Source organism: Geobacter sp. AOG1, from assembly GCF_019972315.1.
In the GTDB taxonomy this organism is placed as follows: domain Bacteria; phylum Desulfobacterota; class Desulfuromonadia; order Geobacterales; family Geobacteraceae; genus Geomobilimonas.
In genome coordinates this window covers 851,390-871,220 of sequence record NZ_BLIZ01000001.1, presented here as the reverse complement: position 1 = coordinate 871,220, position 19,831 = coordinate 851,390, and the positions used below count along the sequence as shown (strand labels likewise).

The 19,831-nt window shown below is 55.6% G+C and carries 20 protein-coding genes; 18 read left to right on the top strand and 2 right to left on the bottom strand.

What is annotated here, in order from left to right; all coding sequences use genetic code 11:
• Positions 1-28 precede the first annotated feature (28 nt).
• On the bottom strand, positions 29-1,312 hold the full coding sequence (gene hemL / locus LDN04_RS03910) for a glutamate-1-semialdehyde 2,1-aminomutase (protein ID WP_223906569.1): 1,284 nt from the start codon (positions 1,310-1,312) through the stop codon (positions 29-31).
• A 348-nt stretch (positions 1,313-1,660) separates the two neighbouring features.
• Between hemL and LDN04_RS03905 the strand changes: the two genes are divergently transcribed.
• From LDN04_RS03905 to LDN04_RS03820, 18 genes are all read left to right on the top strand, one after another.
• Positions 1,661-2,032: an NADH-quinone oxidoreductase subunit A gene (locus LDN04_RS03905; RefSeq protein WP_223906565.1), complete on the top strand. Its 372-nt coding sequence runs from the start codon at positions 1,661-1,663 to the stop codon at positions 2,030-2,032.
• Positions 2,023-2,538, top strand: a complete 516-nt coding sequence (locus LDN04_RS03900; protein WP_223906562.1) for an NADH-quinone oxidoreductase subunit B — start codon at positions 2,023-2,025, stop codon at positions 2,536-2,538. Before LDN04_RS03905 ends, LDN04_RS03900 begins: the two co-directional genes overlap by 10 nt.
• 33 nt (positions 2,539-2,571) lie before the next feature.
• Positions 2,572-3,057, top strand: coding sequence for an NADH-quinone oxidoreductase subunit C (locus LDN04_RS03895; RefSeq protein ID WP_223913328.1), 486 nt, complete (start codon positions 2,572-2,574; stop codon positions 3,055-3,057).
• Between the two features lie 52 nt (positions 3,058-3,109).
• Positions 3,110-4,282 carry an NADH dehydrogenase (quinone) subunit D gene (gene nuoD, locus LDN04_RS03890; RefSeq protein WP_223906559.1) on the top strand — a complete coding sequence of 391 codons (1,173 nt, stop codon included), beginning with the start codon at positions 3,110-3,112 and terminating at the stop codon, positions 4,280-4,282.
• Positions 4,283-4,308: 26 nt separating this feature from the next.
• The gene (locus tag LDN04_RS03885; protein WP_223906557.1) at positions 4,309-4,818 is read left to right on the top strand and encodes an NAD(P)H-dependent oxidoreductase subunit E; all 510 of its coding nucleotides are present in this window, start codon (positions 4,309-4,311) and stop codon (positions 4,816-4,818) included.
• A gap of 32 nt (positions 4,819-4,850) precedes the next feature.
• Positions 4,851-6,632 (top strand): NADH-quinone oxidoreductase subunit NuoF, encoded by a 1,782-nt coding sequence (gene nuoF / locus LDN04_RS03880; protein ID WP_223906554.1) that lies wholly within the window; start codon positions 4,851-4,853, stop codon positions 6,630-6,632.
• 41 nt (positions 6,633-6,673) lie between these two features.
• Entirely contained in the window at positions 6,674-9,163 is a 2,490-nt protein-coding gene (locus LDN04_RS03875; protein WP_223906552.1) for a molybdopterin-dependent oxidoreductase, read from the top strand.
• Positions 9,164-9,206: 43 nt separating this feature from the next.
• A complete protein-coding gene (gene nuoH, locus LDN04_RS03870) occupies positions 9,207-10,298 on the top strand; it encodes an NADH-quinone oxidoreductase subunit NuoH (RefSeq protein ID WP_223906549.1) in 1,092 nt (363 codons plus the stop codon).
• A 29-nt stretch (positions 10,299-10,327) separates the two neighbouring features.
• Entirely contained in the window at positions 10,328-10,726 is a 399-nt protein-coding gene (gene nuoI / locus LDN04_RS03865) for an NADH-quinone oxidoreductase subunit NuoI (RefSeq protein WP_214173863.1), read from the top strand.
• A gap of 10 nt (positions 10,727-10,736) precedes the next feature.
• Complete coding sequence (locus tag LDN04_RS03860) at positions 10,737-11,243, top strand: NADH-quinone oxidoreductase subunit J (RefSeq protein WP_223906545.1); 507 nt, start codon at positions 10,737-10,739, stop codon at positions 11,241-11,243.
• An 18-nt stretch (positions 11,244-11,261) separates the two neighbouring features.
• Positions 11,262-11,558: an NADH-quinone oxidoreductase subunit NuoK gene (nuoK, locus tag LDN04_RS03855; RefSeq protein WP_223906542.1), complete on the top strand. Its 297-nt coding sequence runs from the start codon at positions 11,262-11,264 to the stop codon at positions 11,556-11,558.
• Between the two features lie 42 nt (positions 11,559-11,600).
• Positions 11,601-13,607, top strand: a complete 2,007-nt coding sequence (nuoL, locus tag LDN04_RS03850) for an NADH-quinone oxidoreductase subunit L (RefSeq protein ID WP_223906539.1) — start codon at positions 11,601-11,603, stop codon at positions 13,605-13,607.
• A 41-nt stretch (positions 13,608-13,648) separates the two neighbouring features.
• Positions 13,649-15,217, top strand: a complete 1,569-nt coding sequence (locus LDN04_RS03845) for an NADH-quinone oxidoreductase subunit M (protein ID WP_223906536.1) — start codon at positions 13,649-13,651, stop codon at positions 15,215-15,217.
• A 41-nt stretch (positions 15,218-15,258) separates the two neighbouring features.
• Positions 15,259-16,722 carry an NADH-quinone oxidoreductase subunit N gene (locus LDN04_RS03840; RefSeq protein ID WP_223906533.1) on the top strand — a complete coding sequence of 488 codons (1,464 nt, stop codon included), beginning with the start codon at positions 15,259-15,261 and terminating at the stop codon, positions 16,720-16,722.
• Between the two features lie 142 nt (positions 16,723-16,864).
• Entirely contained in the window at positions 16,865-17,212 is a 348-nt protein-coding gene (locus LDN04_RS03835; protein WP_223906530.1) for a hypothetical protein, read from the top strand.
• 85 nt (positions 17,213-17,297) lie between these two features.
• Positions 17,298-17,495, top strand: a complete 198-nt coding sequence (locus LDN04_RS03830) for a hypothetical protein (protein WP_223906526.1) — start codon at positions 17,298-17,300, stop codon at positions 17,493-17,495.
• Positions 17,496-17,518: 23 nt separating this feature from the next.
• Entirely contained in the window at positions 17,519-17,968 is a 450-nt protein-coding gene (locus LDN04_RS03825; RefSeq protein WP_223906523.1) for a hypothetical protein, read from the top strand.
• A gap of 13 nt (positions 17,969-17,981) precedes the next feature.
• On the top strand, positions 17,982-18,863 hold the full coding sequence (locus LDN04_RS03820) for a radical SAM protein (RefSeq protein ID WP_223906520.1): 882 nt from the start codon (positions 17,982-17,984) through the stop codon (positions 18,861-18,863).
• A gap of 4 nt (positions 18,864-18,867) precedes the next feature.
• Here LDN04_RS03820 and LDN04_RS03815 read toward each other — a convergent pair whose 3' ends face one another.
• On the bottom strand, positions 18,868-19,785 hold the full coding sequence (locus LDN04_RS03815; protein WP_223906517.1) for a TIGR01212 family radical SAM protein: 918 nt from the start codon (positions 19,783-19,785) through the stop codon (positions 18,868-18,870).
• Between the last annotated feature and the right edge of the window lie 46 nt (positions 19,786-19,831).

Here is a 19,831-nt window from a genome sequence, read left to right as displayed (position 1 = left end):
TCGTGTCAACTACCTTTTTGCCGACGGGCTACAGGGCCTTGAATGCCTTGCGGGCCGCCGCGATGGTCCGATCGAGGTCGCTGTCGCTATGGGCAGCGGAAACAAAGGCGGTTTCGAACTGGGAGGGGGCCAGATAGATGCCTTCTTCCAGCATGGTGCGGAAATATGTTGCGAAGGCCTTCGTGTCACATTGGGCTGCGGTCGGCCAGTCGCGGACCTCGCCCCTCGTGAAGAAGGCGCAGAACATGCTCCCGACACGGGTGGAATAGATCGGGTAGCCTGCGTCTTTGGCCGCCTGGGCGATACCGGCCGACAGACAGGCGCTCTTCTCTTCCAGCTTCCGGTAGAAGCCTTCCTGTTGGAGCAATCGCAGGGTGGCAATGCCTGCGGTCATGGCGAGCGGATTACCGGAGAGGGTGCCGGCTTGGTAGACGCCGCCCGAAGGGGAAAGGAGTTGCATGATCTCCTTCTTACCGCCGAACGCGCCAACCGGGAGGCCCCCGCCGATGATTTTTCCCAGGGTGGTCATGTCGGGGGTGACGCCGTACACCTCCTGGGCGCCGCCATAGGCAACCCGAAAGCCGGACATCACCTCGTCGAAGATAAGAACGATCCCTTCGTTCGTGCAGATGTCCCGCAGCCCTTCAAGGAAACCATCTCGGGGTGGAACGGTCCCCATGTTGCCGGCCACCGGCTCGACGATGATGCAGGCGACCTCTCCGCTGTTTTCGGCGATGAGGGTACGCACCGATTCCAGGTCGTTGAAGGTCGCAGTCAGGGTAAGCTTGGCGAAATCCTTCGGCACTCCGGGGGAGTCGGGGACTCCGAAGGTGGCTGCTCCGGAGCCGGCCTTCACCAGTAGGGCATCGGCGTGACCGTGATAGCAACCGGCGAATTTCAGTATCTTGTCCCGACCGGTATATCCACGGGCAAGGCGGATCGCGCTCATGGTAGCCTCGGTGCCGGAACTTACCATCCGCACCATTTCTATAGAGGGGACCGCCTGTACGACCATTTCCGCCAGAATTATCTCCAGTTCGGTTGGCGCCCCAAAGCTGCTTCCATTTGCCACTGCGGCCAGCACCGCAGTAACGACGTCGGGATGGCAATGCCCCAGGATCATCGGTCCCCAGGAACCGACATAATCTACGAATTCATTACCGTCTTCATCGTAAATTTTGGAGCCATTCGCCTTTTTGATGAAGAGAGGGTCGAAGCCGACAGACTTGAAGGCGCGTACCGGGCTGTTGACACCACCGGGTATGTATTGCTGGGCCTCTTGAAACAACTGCACGGAACGTCCGTTTTTCATGGCTTGCCACCTCACTTGTTTTTTCTCGCTACGACGTGGGCGTGGTACCACATAACTCCGCATGATGTCAAGGGTTAATAGCGCGCGGAAGAGCGGTGCCGGACTGTGCCGGAGCCGGGAAAAACCGCGGCCAGAGGCGAAAAAATTAGAACTTTTTTTTCTTGACAATAATTTGGAAATGAAATAAGTTTCGACCAATTGAAATTGTATACAGTATACGCTTCTGAAGGAAAATCTGTGTACGATCCAGTGGTTACTGATGCGGTAGAAGCGTAAAAACTGGCTAAAGAGTCTGTTTCAATCTGCAACAAAACATTTTTAACGTTTTTAGAAAATTGGAGGGAAAAGATGCTTGGTGCTTATCTACCCATAATCGTCCTGGTAACGATTGCAATCCTGTTCGGCCTTGGCTCGCTTATTTTTTCGTCCCTTATCGGACCGAAAAAGCCTTCCGAAGTAAAACTGGCTCCTTACGAGTGTGGGTGCGAGCCGGTCGGAAGTGCGCGCGAGCGGTTCTCGATCAAGTTCTACATCATTGCGATGCTCTTCATCCTGTTTGACATAGAGGCGGTGTTCCTCTATCCGTGGGCGGTTGTCTTCAAGAAGTTCATCGCCGCCGGCCTCGGTCCATTCATTCTTGCTGAGATGGGTGTCTTCATCGTCATTCTCTTCGTCGGCTACATATACGTTTGGAAAAAAGGAGCATTGGAATGGGAGTAGATCAGCAGCCATTGGGTGATAACATCATTACCGCGTCGTTGGACGGCCTGGTCAACTGGGCACGTAAATCGTCGATCTGGCCCATGACCTTCGGTCTGGCCTGCTGCGCCATCGAGATGATGGCCACCGGGGCGTCCCACCACGACCTGGACCGTTTCGGCATCATCTTCCGGGCGTCACCCCGTCAGTCGGACTGTATCATCATCGCTGGTACGGTCACCAAGAAGATGCTTCCTGTGATCAAGACCGTTTATGAGCAGATGCCGGAGCCGAAGTGGGTCGTGGCCATGGGGGCATGCGCCTGTTCGGGGGGCATTTTCGATACGTACAGCGTGGTACAGGGGATCGATGAAGCGCTTCCTGTTGATGTCTATATCCCCGGCTGTCCTCCGCGCCCCGAGGCGCTCCTCTTCGGACTGATGAAGCTCCAGGACAAGATCATGAAGGAGAAAAACTCCTTCGGTTCGTCAATCGGCCTCGGTGAGAGGCTGGAGCCGGCTGCGTAAGGGATCAATACCAAAGGAAAAGGTATGACTAATATGGCTGAGAACAATCGTGCAGTGATGGGGCTGAAGGAAAAATTTGCTTCTTCTCTTTTGGAAATCAAGGAATTCCGCGGTGAAGTGACGGTGACCGTCAAGAAAGAGGACATCATCGCAATCTGCAAATGCCTGAAGGAAGAGATGGGGTATAACCTGCTGACCGACGTGACTGCGGTTGACTATTGCGGGAAAGCTCCCCGTTTCATGGTGGTCTACAACCTGTACTCTATTCCCACCAAGGACCGTCTCAGGGTCAAGGCACCGGTGGAGGAGTCGGACACGTCCATTGCCAGCGCCACCTGCCTCTGGAATGCCGCCAACTTCCTGGAGCGTGAAGTGTATGATCTGTTCGGCATCACCTTCACCGGCCATCCTGACCTGCGCAGAATCCTCATGACGGACGACTGGGTCGGTCACCCGCTGCGGAAGGACTATCCGCTCCAGGGCCCGGATCGCGAACCGTACAAGGGCAGGCTGTCCTAATTTAAACCATACGCTTACAAAACTTATTCTATCCAACACATAGAGGCGACGAATGGCTAGTACAGAGATCATGACAGTAAACATGGGCCCGCAGCACCCGAGTACGCACGGGGTTTTGCGGCTAGTTGTCGAACTGGACGGTGAAGTAATCCAGAAGATCACGCCGCACATCGGGTACCTGCACCGGGGGGTCGAGAAGCTGTCGGAGCACCGGACCTACCACCAGACACTCCCCCTGACCGACCGACTCGACTACCTTGCTCCCATGAGCAACAACCTCGGCTACGTGCTGGCGGTTGAAAAACTGCTCGGGATTGAGGTGCCGGAGAGAGCTCAGACGATCCGGGTTATAATGGCCGAATTGACTCGTCTCAAGTCCCATCTCGTCTGGATCGCCTGCCATGCCCTCGACATCGGGGCCATGACGGTCTTCATTTACGCCTTCCGTGAGCGCGAGAAGGTAATGGCCATCTACGAAAAGATCTCCGGTGCGAGGATGACGAGCAACTACTTCCGTATCGGCGGGCTTTCCTCCGAGGTCTACGACGGGTTCGAGAGAGATGTGAAGGAAGTTGTTGACACCTTTCCCGGCCATTTCGACACTTACGAGGGGCTTCTGACCAAGAACACCATCTGGGTCCAGCGGACCGTCGGTAATGGTGTGATCTCGGCCGAAGACGCCATAGATTACGGTATCACCGGCCCGGCACTGCGCGGCTCGGGCGTAGACTGGGACCTGCGGAGAGACAATCCCTACAGTGGTTATGAAAAGTATAACTTCCAGGTGCCGGTCGGTAAGAACTGCGACACCTATGACCGGTACAAGGTACGCCTCGTGGAGATGCGCGAAGCGGTGAAGATCATCAAACAGGCTTTGGACTCCCTCAAACCGGGGCCGATTTTGGCCGATGCGCCTCAGGTCTGCTACCCTCCGAAGGATGATGTCTACAACACCATTGAAGGGCTGATCCACCACTTCAAGATTGCCAGCGAAGGCTTTCCTGTTCCGGAAGGGGAGGTGTACCAGTCGGTGGAAAATCCCAAAGGTGAGTTGGGGTACTATCTGGTCAGCGATGGCGGGAACAAACCGTACCGGATGCGGATTCGTCCCCCCTCATTCGTCAACCTCGGTGCTATCGAGAAAATGGCAAAAGGTGCCATGATTGCCGACCTCGTAGCGGTCATCGGAACGCTCGACATCGTCCTTGGCGAAATCGACAGGTAACTCACTTATTAAAGGAGATGGAGTACATGAGTAACGCTCCAGCCGAAGAAATACCGACTGCAGATATCGATTTGGCACTTGCCAATCACGTCATCGACAAGTACCTGACCCTGCCGGGCAACCTGATGCCGGTCCTTCAGGGAATCCAGGAAGAATACGGTTACGTGCCCAAACCGACCATCGACCTGGTGGCGGAGCGGCTGAACATTTACCCGAGCCAGATCTACGGTGTCCTCACCTTCTATGCCCAGTTCCACCTCAAGCCGCGGGGGAAGTTCATTATCAGGGTCTGCGTTGGAACTGCGTGCCACGTCCAGGGCGCTCCTCGTATCGTTGAGACGTTCTTTGATAAGCTGGGAATTGGACACGCTGAAACCACTCCCGACTTGCGCTTCACTTTCGAGAAGGTCGCCTGTCTCGGTGCCTGTGGTATGGCACCACTGGCCATGGTGAATGATTCCACCTACGGTTCGATGACGGTGCAGAAAGTCGGAGAGATTATTGCCGATTACAGCCAGAGGCCGATGAAGAAGTAGCTCGATACTTATCCAGTAGGGGACTATTCGTCATGAGCGAAAACGCAGCGATAAAAATTCTGATCTGCCAGGGAACTGGTGGCGTTTCCATGGGTGCCAAGGACGTTGAGGCGGCATTCATCAAGCAAATCGCGGAAAAAGGTGTTGATGCCGTCGTCGGCAAGCGCTGTGACGTCATCAAGACCGGTTGCCGCGGCCTCTGCGCAAACGATGTCCTCGTCGATATCATCACCCCTGAGCAGGGACGGGTCACCTACGACTTTGTCAAGGCGGAAGAGGTCGAACAAATCGTCGAAGAGCACATTATCAACAAGACAACCATGGAGAAACGGAAGGCGAAGCCCTACTACAACACCTTCGTCGACCAGCAGATGCGCATCGTCATGACCGGTTGTGGTCAGATAGACCCCGATAGCCTGGATGCCTATCTGGAAGAGGATGGCTTCAAGGCGATCGAAAAATGCATCAAGTCCATGAAGCCTGCTGAAGTTACCGAGGAAGTCAAGAAGTCGGGACTGCGTGGTCGTGGTGGTGGTGGATTCCCCACCGGCATGAAATGGTCCTTCTGCGCCGCTTCGCCTGGCGACAAAAAGTACCTGATCTGCAACGCCGACGAGGGCGACCCCGGTGCCTTTATGGACCGCTCAGTTCTCGAAGGGGACCCCTTCTGTATCATCGAGGGGATGATGATCGCTGCCTATGCAATAGGCTGCTACTACGGCTACGTCTACGTCCGGGCCGAGTACCCGCTGGCCATCGAGCGCTTGCAGCGTGCCATCGATACCTGCTACGAGAAGGGCTGGCTTGGCAAGAACATCCAAGGGTGGGGCTTCGACTTCGACATGCGGATAAAAATGGGTGCGGGCGCCTTCGTCTGTGGCGAAGAGACCGCGCTCATGGCCTCCATCGAAGGCGAGCGCGGTATGCCACGACCCCGTCCTCCGTTTCCGGCGGTCAAGGGTCTGTGGGGTAAGCCGACCAACATCAACAACGTGGAAACCTTTGCCAACGTCCGTCATATCATCAACAAGGGTGCCGATTGGTATGCATCCCTTGGCACCGAGACGACCAAGGGGACCAAGATCTTCGCCGTGACCGGGAAGGTCAAGCATACGGGTCTCGTCGAGGTTCCGGCCGGGATGACGGTCCGTCAGGTCATCTACGATGTCTGTGGCGGCATCGCCAACAACCGCAAGTTCAAAGCGGTTCAGGCGGGGGGGCCGTCCGGGGGTTGCATCCCCGCGGAAGTGCTCGACACTCCTGTTGACTACGACTCTCTCATCAAAGCAGGTGCCATGATGGGGTCCGGTGGACTAGTGGTCATGGACGAGACCACCTGCATGGTGGACGTGGCCAAGTTCTTTCTTGCCTTTACCAGAATGGAGTCGTGCGGCAAGTGTGTCCCCTGCCGGATTGGCCTCAAGGCCATGCTCGATATTCTTACGCGGATCACTGAAGGAAGGGGTGAGGCCCAGGACATCGAGACTCTTCTGGAGATGGGGACCACCATCAAGAAGGCGTCTCTCTGCGGCCTTGGCCAGACAGCTCCGAACCCGATCCTCTCTACAGTCAAGTATTTCCGCCACGAGTACGAGGCACACATCAACGACAAGCGCTGCCCCTCCAACTGCTGCAAGGAACTGCTCCTGTGGCAGGTGGTGGAAGACAAGTGTGTCAAGTGCGGCGCCTGCCTCAAGGCCTGCCCTTCCAACGCCATCCGCTGGGAGAAAGGGCAAGTCGCTTTTCTCATCAAGGAAAACTGCACCAAGTGCAAGTCTTGTTACGACGCCTGCCGTTTCATGGCCATTGAGTAGCTGATCACCAAGTAAACATCCGAGGGAGAACAGAGGGCGAGATGGTAAATCTTACAATCGACGATACACAGGTAACGGTACCGAAAGACGCTACCATATTTGATGCGGCCAAGGCAGCCGGCATAAGAATACCGATCCTCTGTCACGATAAGAAGCTCCAGCCGTTCGGCGGATGCCGTATGTGTCTCGTGGAGGTTGAGCAGATGAAGGGACGGCAGATTCCCGCCTGCACCACCCCGGTGACCGAGGGGATGATCGTTCGGACTACCACCGACGAAATTGTCAAGGCCCGTAAGCTGGTGCTGGAACTCTTGCTGCTCAAGCACCCCATCGACTGTCCGGTCTGCGATGCGGCTGGTGACTGTGACCTCCAGAATCTTACCTATGAATACAAGGTCAACCTCAACCGCTTCCAGGACGAAAAATTCCAACACCAGATCGACTACGAGAACCCCCTCATAGAGCGGGACATGAACCGCTGCATCCACTGCGGCAAGTGTGCCCGGATATGCGACGAGATCGTTTCCTACGGGGCCTATACGTTCATGAACCGTGGTATCGAGGCGAAGATAGGGACCGAGTTTGATGGTCCCCTCAACTGTGAATTCTGCGGTTCCTGCGTCTCGGTCTGTCCCGTGGGCGCGCTCATCTCTCGTCCCTTCAAGTTCAAGGCCCGCTGGTGGGCTCTCAATAAGGTAAAATCGGTTTGTTCCTACTGCGGTACCGGCTGCCAATTGACTCTGGGGGTCAAGGACGGCAAGGTCCTCACCACCATTTACGACGAGAACCAGGGCTTCCATAATGGCCAACTCTGTACCCGGGGGCGTTTCGGTTACCAGTTTGTCAACAGCGACAAGCGTCTGGCAACACCGCTCATCCGGAAAAATGGTGTCCTGCAGCAGGCCAGCTGGGACGAGGCGCTGACTCTCGTCGCTGCAAAGCTTGCCGAGGCGAAAAATGCCGGCGGAAAAGCAGTTGCTGGCTTGGTAACCGCACGGCTCACGAATGAGGAACTGTTCCTCTTCAAGAAACTCTTCAAGGACGGTCTCGGCTCGGACAACATTGACCATTCGGCGGGGTATGCCCATGCAGCCCTCACCGCAGGTGCAATGGAGAGCTTTGGTACCGTAGCTTCACCGGCGGCCATTTCTGATATCCAGGCATCCGACCTCCTGCTCGTGGTGAAGACTGATGCCTACGAAACCCACCCGGTACTCGGCTTCGAAATCAATCTGGGGGTCAAGCGCAAGGAGATCGACCTCAGGATCATCTCAGATAAGCGCGGCAAGCTGGCCAAACTTCCCAAGGCAGTTACCTACGTTCACAAGCCGGGACAGGAAGTGGCGCTGGTCAATGCCCTTGCCCAGGTGATCCTGGCCGAAAATCTTCAGGATGCCACTGCTACTGGTATTGAAGGATTTGAAGCCCTGAAGCAACAACTGGCAGATTACGCTCCCGAAAACGTTGCTGCAACCTGTGGCCTGGATGCTGATGCCATCAAGAACCTTGCTAGAGACTATGCCAAGGCAGCAAAGGCGCTTATCATCCTTCCTCTTGGCCTCGGCTATCCGGGCCACGGCAAAGCCCTGGCACAGGCCATCGCCAATCTGACACTGCTGACCGGCAAGGTCGGCAAGGAAGGGTGCGGGGTCCTCTACCTGGGTGAGAAGAACAACAGCCAGGGTGCGGCAGACCTCGGCGTCTACCCGACTGCCGGTGGTGCCGATGCGGATGCCATCATGACGGGCTGTCTGAACGGCTCCATCAAGACTCTGATCGTGGCTGGAGAAAATCCGGTTGTCTCCTACCCCGACCGGAAGCGGGTGGAGGCAGCGCTCGACAAGGTGGAATTCCTCGTTGTGCAGGACCTCTTCCTGACTGAAACGGCGGCCAAGGCCCACGTGGTGTTGCCGGCCTGTTCATTTGCCGAGAAGGGCGGTACCTACACCAGCGTCGGGCGTGCGGTGCAGCGGATTAACCAGGCCATCAAACCTGTTGGAGAAGCACGGAGCGATTTTGCCATCCTCAATGGTCTCGTCGCCAGCCTAACCGGTAGTGCGCCCTATGCCGATGTAGCGGCGGTATTCGCCGAGATCGCGGCAACCGTTCCCGCCTATGCCGGCCTCTCTTTGGCCGAACTGGGTGACACAGGGGCCATTCTTCCTGTCACGATAAAACCGCGCTTCGTGCCGGCAGGGGCTGCGGTAATCCCGGTGGAGAGCGGCAAGTTAGCCCTCGTAACCGGAAGTGCTCTCTATCACTGTGGGACCATGTCCCGCTTCGGTGAAGGCCCCATGCACGTATGTCCGGAAGGCTACGTGGAACTGGGGCGCGACGATGCTCGGGCTCTCAGTGTCAAAGAGGGGGATACGGTTGTGGTCAAATCCGCATCCGGAGAACTCAAGCTAAAGGCCAAGGTTGGAACACGCATGCCCCAAGGGGTTGTCTTTGCCCCTTACCATTTTGGCGAGGCATCCGTCAATAGCATCGCCGCCGGTGCGGCGGTAACCTGGGTCAGCATCAGTAAGTAGCAACTACTCCTATACCAATTATTTTCGAGGGGAAGAGGAACACATGGACGCTCTATTAGCACTGCCACCGATGTACTATGTCGCCATGGTCGCCAAGGTTCTCGTAGCCTTTGTATTCGTACTGTTGACGGTGGCTTATGCAACCTACGCAGAACGGAAAGTCATCGGTTTCATGCAGGTACGGCTGGGACCGATGCGGACCGGTTGGTATGGCCTTCTCCAGCCGATTGCGGACGGGCTCAAACTTTTTTTCAAGGAAGAGATCATCCCGAAACAGGCGAGTACCTTTGCCTTCCTGGTTGCACCGCTCATCGCCCTGGTGCCCGCGTTCATCTCCTTTGCCGTCATCCCCTTCGGCGGCAACATCGAAGTATTCGGCTACACGATCCCTCTGCAGATTGCATCGGTGTATGACCCCCAGGTAGGTAAAGTGCTCGACTTAAATGTCGGCGTTCTCTATATACTCGGCATGGCGTCCCTCGGCGTTTACGGCATTGTCCTTGCCGGGTGGTCCTCCAACAGCAAATACTCTCTGCTGGGTGGTCTCCGCGCTTCGGCACAGATGATCTCCTACGAACTGGCCGCAGGCCTTGCAATCATTACTGTCTTTCTCATGTCGGGATCTCTTTCCCTTAACCAGATCGTTGCGGACCAGGCCGGGGCCTTCGGTGTAACCGGATGGTACCTGTTCCGTAACCCCTGCACCTTTGTGGCAGGGATCATATTCTTCATCTGCTCAATTGCTGAAATCAACCGCACCCCCTTCGACCTTCCCGAAGCGGAAACAGAACTGGTCTCCGGCTTCTGTACCGAGTATTCCAGTATGAAATACGCCATGTTCTTCATGGCTGAGTATGCCAACATGGTAACGGTCTGCGCGGTCACTACGACCCTTTTCCTGGGAGGGTGGCATGGGCCGGCGTTCCTTCCGGGATGGATGTGGTTCGTTGCCAAGGTCTATTTCCTGATCTTCTGCTGCATGTGGATTCGGGCTACCTACCCGCGCTACCGTTATGACCAGCTTATGCGACTGGGATGGAAGGTATTTCTGCCGATCACGCTGGTACTTGTTGTTCTCACCGCTCTCTGGATTATGGCGTTTGGAACCGAACCGTGGTTTTCATTCATCATGTAGGGATTAATAACGAAAAGAGGTAAATTCGCATGATAATGCCATTGCTGCAAGGTCTGAAGATAACGTTTCTCCACATGTTCAAGAAGCCGGTTACCCTCCAGTATCCGAAAGAACGACCCGTCGTCGTCCCGAATTACCGTGGACTTCACGCTCTCAAGGTTTCCCATGAACAGGCTAAATGTGTTGCCTGTTATCTCTGCCCGACGGTCTGCCCGGCTAAATGTATTACCGTTGAGGCGGGAGAGGACGCAAAGCACGACAAGTATGCGGCACGCTACGAAATAGACCTGCTCCGCTGCATATTCTGCGGATACTGCGTTGAGGCCTGCCCCGTCGATGCACTGAAGATGACCCAGGAGTTTGAACTGGCCAACTATAAGCGTGAAGACTTCGTTTTCGTTAAAGAAAGACTCTTAGAAAAGAAATAAAGGAGCAGCAATGGAAACCCTCTTCTTTACCATTGTGGCAGCAGTGGCTGTCCTTTCCAGCATCCTGGTCATCACCTGCAAGAACCCGATCAACAGCGCACTGTCTCTGGTCATGACCTTCTTTTGCCTGGCGACCTTCTACGTCATGCTGGATGCTCCGTTCATGGCGGCCATCCAGGTCATTGTCTACGCGGGTGCGATCATGGTCCTCATCGTCTTCGTCATCATGCTCCTCAATATCAGGAGTGAAACGGGGAAACGTACGAACCATGCCGTTGCCGTCAGTAGCATTCTTGCCTTCTTTGTACTCTTTGAGGCCTGCTACTTCCTGTTCCGAAGCACGCCAGCCAAGGAAGGGATGGGGCCGCTTACCAGCAACGTGATCGAAAAGATCGGGCATACCGAATTGATAGGGAAGGCCATGTACAGCGAATTCCTCCTCCCCTTTGAGATTACGTCACTGCTACTTCTGGTCGCTATTATCGGTGCAGTTATCCTGTCGAAAAAGAAAATCTAACCAGTCAGGGGTGATGAAATGTTAGAGAAGTACCTCATTCTGAGCGCAATACTGTTCTCCATCGGGACCCTCGGGGTGCTGATCAGACGAAACGCCATCGTCATCTTCATGTGCGTCGAGATGATGCTCAACGCAGTCAACCTGACATTCATTGCCCTTTCAAAACACTTGGGCAATATCGACGGTCAGGTCTTCGTCTTCTTCGTCATGACGGTTGCTGCTGCCGAGGCGGCTGTCGGTCTGGCGCTGATGATTGCCTTCTTCAAGAACCGCGAGTCGATCGACGTAGAAGATATTAATGTGATGAAGTTGTAACTGCACTCAAGTTTCAGGAACTATACGGACAAGGAGTCTGGAATGTTTGATAATGTATGGCTTATACCTCTCTTTCCCCTGATCGGTTTTTTGATTAACGGATTATTCGGAAAGGCCATCAAGGAAGAAAAGGTGATCGGCGGGATTGGCGCGCTCGCAGTGCTTTGCTCTTTCGCGGTGGCGTGCATGACGCTCTTCAACATCATATCCCTGCCAGTTCACGAACGGGTGCATAATGTCCCGGTATTCACGTGGATAAAATCAGGGACATTCCAGGCTGATGTCGCCTTCCTGATCGATCCCCTTTCCTGCGTCATGCTCATGGTGGTGACAGGAGTCGGATTCCTGATTCATGTTTACTCCATCGGTTACATGCACGGTGAGGAAGGGTTCTACCGTTTCTTCGCCTACCTCAACCTGTTCACCTTCTCCATGCTCCTCTTGGTGATGGGGAACAACCTGCTCCTCATGTTCGTCGGTTGGGAGGGTGTCGGTCTCTGCTCATATCTTCTCATTGGCTACTATTTCCACAAGAAATCCGCCGGAGATGCAGGCAAAAAGGCATTCGTCATGAACCGGGTCGGTGACTTCGGGTTTCTTCTCGGCGTGTTCACCCTCTACTGGTGGCTTGGCCAGAATCATGGTATCTGGACCATACAATTTACCGAACTTGCCAAGCATGCCGAACTCTTCCAGGGGTGCACGCTGCTGACGGTTATAACGCTTGTCTTCTTCGTCGGCGCCACTGGTAAATCTGCACAGATACCACTCTACACATGGTTGCCTGATGCTATGGAGGGCCCGACGCCGGTTTCTGCACTCATCCATGCAGCCACCATGGTCACTGCCGGTGTCTACATGATCGGTCGCATGAATTTCCTCTACATACAAGCTCCCACCACCATGATGGTGGTAGCTCTCATCGGTGGCGCAACGGCACTGTTCGCTGCCACCATCGGCACGGCTCAGAACGACATCAAACGGGTCCTTGCCTACTCCACCGTCTCCCAGCTCGGCTACATGTTCTTGGCCATGGGGGTCGGAGCCTTTGCCGCAGGCATTTTCCACCTGATGACCCACGCCTTCTTCAAGGCCTGTCTGTTCCTCGGGTCCGGTGCCGTTATTCACTCCATGCACCACGCCCTGCACCACTGTCATTCCCATGATGACGCACAGGACATGCGAAACATGGGTGGCTTAAAGTCGAAAATGCCCCTTACTTACGGTACGTTCCTCATTGCAACCATCGCGATCGCAGGTATCCCAGGCTTTGCTGGTTTCTTCTCAAAAGACGAAATTCTCTGGCAGGCGTTTGCCAATCCGCACCACGGCAGCCTGAACATTCTGCTCTGGGCCTTCGGTGCTTGTGCGGCGCTGCTTACCGCTTTCTACATGTTCCGTCTCGTATTCATGACCTTTCACGGGGAATGCCGGATTACCCCCAAGGCAAAGGACCACCTCCACGAATCACCCATGGTGATCGTTTTCCCGCTCATCGTTCTCGCGTTTCTGTCGGTGGTCGGCGGCTATATCGGCATGCCGAAGATCCTCGGTGAATTGCTTGGCGGAATACCCAACTACTTTGAACACTTCCTGGCGCCCGTATTTGAATTTTCAGAGGAGTTCACCAAGGCACATGCCCATGTCGCCGGTCACCATAGCGTGGCGCTTGAATGGGGACTCATGGGGCTGTCGGTTCTGATTGCCTTTGTCGGTATCGGCATCGCCTTCGTCCTCTATGTGAAGGACACTACGATTCCCGCAAAGTTCACCTCTGCTTTTCCGGCCCTGCACCGGGCGGTGTACAATAAATGGTACATTGACGAGCTCTATGATTTCCTCTTCGTCAACCCCTGCAAGGCCTTGGGGAATTTCCTCTGGAAAGGGTTCGACGTGGTCGTGGTGGACGGTATTGTCAACGGAGTGGGGAGCATCGTCATGGGCTTCAGTGGCATACTGCGCTACATCCAGTCGGGCTATGTATTTAACTATGCGTTCAGCATGACCCTCGGCGCCGTAGTGATTGTTGCGTTCTATATCTTCCGGTAGTACCCAGACAATTTTTAACAGGAGCAAAAGGAGCAGAGTAAATGAACCAGATGCCCGCGTTACTGAGCATAATTACTTTCACACCGCTGATTGGGGTAATTCTTCTCCTCTTCATCAACAAGAATAACCACTCCGTACTCCGCGGACTCACAATGGTGGTGACTCTTATTGCCTTCCTGGCATCCCTGCCGCTGGTTACCGGGTTCCAGACCAACGCCGAGTTTCAGTTCGTGGAGATGGTTCCCTGGATCGCAGCCGGGCCCTTCCAGATGAACTATCACGTCGGTATTGACGGTATCAGTCTCTGGCTCGTGATCCTCACCACCTTCATAATGCCGATCGCGGTGCTTTCCACCTGGACCGCCGTGGAGGAAAAGGTCAAGGAATACATGATCTGCCTGCTGCTGCTTGAAGTAGGCATGCTCGGGGCCTTCATCTCCATCGATCTGTTCCTCTTCTACATCTTCTGGGAAGTCATGCTCATTCCGATGTACTTTATCATCGGTATCTGGGGCGGCAAGCGGAAGATCTACGCAGCCGTCAAGTTCTTCATCTACACCATGGTCGGTTCGCTCCTCATGCTGGTGGCTCTTATCTTCCTCTACTTCAAGGCAGGTGCTGGCGATTTCAACCTGCTCCACTTCTACCAGGTTGCTCTTGACCCGGGGACCCAGACCTGGCTGTTCCTTGCTTTCGCACTTGCATTTGCCATTAAAGTTCCTATGTTTCCTCTTCACACCTGGTTGCCCGACGCGCATACCGAAGCACCGACAGCCGGCTCCGTTATCCTGGCCGCCATCCTCCTGAAGATGGGCACTTACGGTTTTGTCCGCTTTGCCATGCCGCTTTTCCCCGATGCCACTGAGAAGTTTACTCCGTTATTCGCCACCCTGTCGGTCATTGGTATCATTTATGCTGCACTGGTAGCCATGGTGCAGGAGGACGTCAAAAAACTGGTCGCCTACTCATCTGTCGCCCACCTTGGTTTCGTCATGCTCGGTGTGTTTGCCCTCAATCAGCAGGGGGTAGCGGGCGGCCTGCTGCAGATGCTCAATCACGGGGTTTCCACCGGAGCACTCTTCCTTATCGTCGGCTTTATCTATGAACGCCGGCATACCCGGCTGATCACCGACTTTGGCGGCCTCTCCAAGCAGATGCCGATCTTTGCCACAGTCTTTATGATCGTAACTCTGTCGTCCATCGGCCTACCCGGTACAAACGGCTTCGTCGGCGAGTTCCTCGTCCTGCTCGGTGCCTTCGAGAGCAAACTGCGCTGGTACACCATCATTGCAACCAGTGGTGTCATTCTTTCCGCCGTCTATATGCTCTGGATGTTCCAGCGGGTCATGTTCGGCGAGCTCAACAATCCCAAGAATCAGACCTTGAAAGACCTCAACGCACGCGAGATAGTCATCATGGTGCCGCTCATAATCATGATCTTCGTCATGGGTGTTTATCCCACTCCTTTTATCGATAAGATGAACCCGGCAATCGACAGGATGATTCAGCTTACCAAAACCAAGCAGGCTGCGCGCCTTCAGCAGCAAATGCCTGCAATGCTCCCCCAGGCAGCTCCCATGGCGGCTCCCCCCGCTCTGGAGATGAAGTAACACGATAACGGTTTCAGAATAGTCACCGGAGGAAATATTTGATGGAAACACTCGTTATGCCAGCCATAAACTTCGCCGCAATCATGCCTGAGACGATCTTGTCGATCGTTGCCATGGTGCTGCTGCTCCTCAACGTCTTCGTTCCCGGCGAGCAGAAGGCCTACTTGGCTTACCTGAGCTTAATCGGCATCGTCGTCGCCTTCTTCAGCGTCGTCAGCGGCTGGAATGCTCCGCTTCCTATGCAGGAAGGGTTCAACGGCTCCGTGCTGCAAGACAACTTCTCCCTCTTCTTCAAGGCGATATTTCTCATCTCAGCCGGGCTGGCGGTCCTGATCTCCGACCACTACATGGTCAAGGAAGAGTGCAACTATGGCGAACTCTATCCGCTTATCCTCTTTGCAACGGCCGGCATGATGCTGATGGCGTCCGGCACGGACCTCATGACCATCTTCCTTGGTCTGGAGGTTCTTTCGGTCTCCCTTTATGTGCTGGCCGGCTACAACCGTTCCAACATCAAGTCAAACGAGGCTGGTCTCAAGTACTTTCTTCTCGGGGCCTTTTCAACCGGGTTTCTCCTCTACGGTATGGCACTTACCTACGGTGCCACCGGCACCACCAAAATTGCTAAGATAGCCTCAGCAGCAGCCTTGGACGCCACCCTTTCCAGCAACCCGATGTTTGTGGTCGGCATGCTGCTCATGGCGGTGGGGTTCTCTTTCAAGATCGCAGCTGCTCCGTTCCACATGTGGACCCCTGACGTTTATGAAGGAGCACCGACCCCCATGACCGCCTTTATGTCAGCAGGACCTAAGGCTGCCGGTTTCGCTGCTTTCATTCGCGTGCTCATGGTTGCTATGCCAACGCTCAAGGCCGATTGGAGTGACCTTCTCTGGATACTGGCAGTGCTGACCATGACCGTTGGTAATATCATAGCCCTGAGCCAGAACAACATCAAACGGATGCTCGCCTACTCTTCCATTGCCCATGCAGGGTATGCTCTGGTCGGTTTTACCGCAGGCAATGGCGAAGGAACTGCCGGCATTCTCTTCTACATGCTCTCCTATGCATTCATGAACATCGGTGCCTTTGCCATCATCATCTTGGTGGGCAAGAAGGGTGAACCGAACAACAATGTGGAAGATTACGCCGGATTCGGCGTCAAACATCCGGTGCTTGCCATGATCATGGCGCTCTTCCTTTTCTCCCTTGCGGGGATGCCACCCACCGCCGGCTTTGTCGGTAAGTTCTATCTCTTCTCCGCCGCACTCAAATCCGGATATGTCTGGCTCGTCGTCATCGGTGTCCTCAACAGTGCCGCTTCGTGCTATTATTATCTCCGGGTCATGGTCTACATGTATATGAAGGACCCGGTTGAGGAATTCGACTGGATGAAGCTCAGTCCCGCAATCTGGGCATCCATCGCTATCTCGGCGGTAGGTGTCATCGTGCCGGGGATCGTGCCGAGCATCATCCTGCAACTGGCACAGAAAGCGATACTTCTCTAGTCAGGCATGTTATGAAAAATGAGAGCCCCTCTTCCCACCGGTAGAGGGGTTTTTTCGTCTATACCCTTACGAAATACAATAGGTTGCTTGGAGCCCAGTTGCATGGTGCTGGAATACAATTATTGCGGTTTGTACTGAATATATGGAATCTGCACAACTTGAAAGACTTCTCAATCGCTTAGTGTGGGCTTCCCGGCGCCATCACGCTGCACTGGAATCCTTAGACGAAGAAACGGCCAACCGCCAGGCAGATGTCATAGCACGGATTGCCGCTGGCATCCTTGGTGGGGGTGAGGCTGGAGAGGAGGGGCTTGTTACGCTTACTCGCAATCCAGACCCGGTGGTGGCTGGGATGGCAGCGGTCTACCTGCTCCCCCGTAAACCGGAAGAGGCGCTGATGGCGCTGCGTCGTGTTGCGCGCGAGGCAGGGCTCATCGGATTCCGCGCCCGGTGCGCAATCGATCGTTGGGAAAAAGGTGAATGGGGCTAGTCCAAATTGAACGTGATGGTAGTTTGCGAGCTGCTGGCGGAGCGCCCGTATAATTGATATACTGACGCTGGATGAGGGAGGGGAAATGGGCGAGGTGAAAGACCGGGAACTGCTCGGGGAGGAACCGAACCCTCGGCGGACTGACAGTATCACCGAGCGACTCGTACGGCTCCGGAGAGAGATCGCCCGGGGGGAGGCGGTATATACCCCCGCCGAACTCCGAACCCTTGAGCGGCAACTGGAGGAGTATGAGCATCTGCAGGAGATGCTCCAGTACCGATGATGGCAGGGGTGGAGGAGACCTACGTGAAGACGATCACTATCGTCCTGCTCGTCCTCGTTCTTTGTGGAACCTGCATGTCTGCACCCGCCAGGGGAGGGGACGATGGTCCCGGCATATCAGGTGCCCGCGAGTTCAAGGACCTTGTAGTCATGTGGCGGGTCTGGAAAAATGGTGACCAGCTTGCCGTTACCGGTGGGATTCGCGCCGTGGGCTCCCAGCCGATCCGTAACCTTGAGTTGCGAACGCGGCATCTTTCGGTAACAGGAGAAGAACTCGGTCGCGCCACCTTCGCCTTTTTCCCCACCGTTGTTCAGCCCGGCTCGTTCCTCCACCAGGGACTCTCCCTGCCGGTTCCGCCAGGGAAGAAACCGGCGCGGCTCGAATTCGTCTATGCCTACTACCACGAGGACGATGAAGCGGAGGTGCTCCCAACTTTTGAAGGGTTCGAGGTGGACCTGACGGACGTGAAGTGAAGGAAGCCTAACCATGCCCCACTACGTCGAACCCTTGTTCCGACCCCCCTCTGAGGCCCGCAGCCTCATCTTCCAGATCACCATCGGCTGCTCACAGAACCACTGCAACTTCTGTGGCATGTACAAGGGGAAGAAATTCCGCCTGAAACCGGTTGGCGAGGTCCGGGATGAGATCGTCTCACTACCGTCCCAGTATCGCTCCCAGGTGGATCGTGTCTTCCTGGCCGATGGTGATGCTCTCGTCTACCCCTTTGACGGCCTCATGGCCATTCTCGACGACCTGGCGGCATTTTTCCCCCGGCTTGCCCGGGTTGGTTCCTATGCCTCACCCAACAGTCTCACCACCAAATCCGCCGCTGAGCTTGCCCTGCTCAGGGGAAAAGGGCTCAGTATCCTCTATTTCGGTCTGGAGTCGGGGGACGACCTCACGCTGAAGAGCATAAGTAAGGGGTTCGATGCCGCCACCATGGCCGAGCTGGCACTGAAGGCGCGGGGAGCTGGAATTAAACTTTCCGTTACTGCCATCCTTGGCCTGGCAGGTAGCAGGCGGAGCCTGGACCACGCTCTGGCCACGGCCGCCTGGGTCAATCTGGTCAATCCGGAGTACTTCTCCCTCCTTACCCTCTTCCACCGCCACAACGACGACTTTATCCGGACCCTTCAGCAGTGCAGCCGTCGCGAGCTGATGCTCGAAGCGCGGGAGATCGTCTACAACCTCAATCCCACCCGGACCATTCTCCGTTCCAACCACGTCTCCAACTTTCTCAACCTCGCCGGCAGCTATCCCAAGGACCGGGAGAGGATCATCGCTGCCGTGGACGGGGCGATGGAGCGTGCGGCAAGGGTGCCCGGATTTCTCGACGGGGTTCCTGAGAATGGAGAAGAGTACTACTGAGCCGTCATGGTGTCAGCCGCTGCCCCTGCCGCGTTCCTCGCCGTGCAAGTTCGGCGTCTATGGCGTTCAACACTTCGAACTTAGCCAGGGACCAGAGCGGCGCGATCAGGTGGTCCCTTCCACCGTCCCCGGTGAGCCGCTGGATGAAGATGCGTGGATCGAGCCGTTCCAGGAAGTCGCAAACCAGTCCCACATAATCGTCCCGGTCAAGCAGCCTGACGTCCCCCTGTTCATAGAGATCTGCCAGCTCCGTTCCCCTCATGACATGGAGAAGGTGAAGCTTCACCCCCTCCACCCCCATCTCGTTGAGCATACCGGCTGTTGCAAGTGTCTCCTCGCGGCTCTCCCCTGGCAGCCCCAGAATAACATGGGCGCAGATACGCAAGCCGCGTGAACTAGCGGCCCGGATGGCTGCCACCGTTACCGCGGCGTCATGACCACGGTTGATGAGGGCAAGAGTCCGGTCGTGGACCGACTGGAGCCCCAGCTCCAGCCAGAAGTAGGTGCGCCGGTGGTAGTCGGCGAGGAGGTCGAGGACAGGGGGGGGGAGGCAATCGGGGCGGGTCCCGACGATGAGCCCGACCACGTCAGGGACTGCCAGCGCTTCGTCGTAGAGAGTACGCAACCGCGCCACCGGGGCGTAGGTGTTGGAATAGGGCTGGAAGTAGGCGATGAACTTTGCTGCCTTGTACTTGCGGACCATGACCTCCTTTCCGTCCGCCAACTGCTCGGTGATGGAGAGGCCGCGTGAGATGCCGAAAGAACCGGACCCGTCTCCGCCGCAGTAAATGCACCCATCCGTCCCCACGGTGCCGTCACGGTTCGGGCAGGTGAAACCGGCATCCACGGATATCCGATGTACTCGGCAGCCGAAGACCCGCTTCAGCTCCTCGGAAAATGCATTGTAACGCTTGTCGGCCATTCCCGAATCCCCAATAAACTAGTCACCATGGAGGCACGAAGGACTG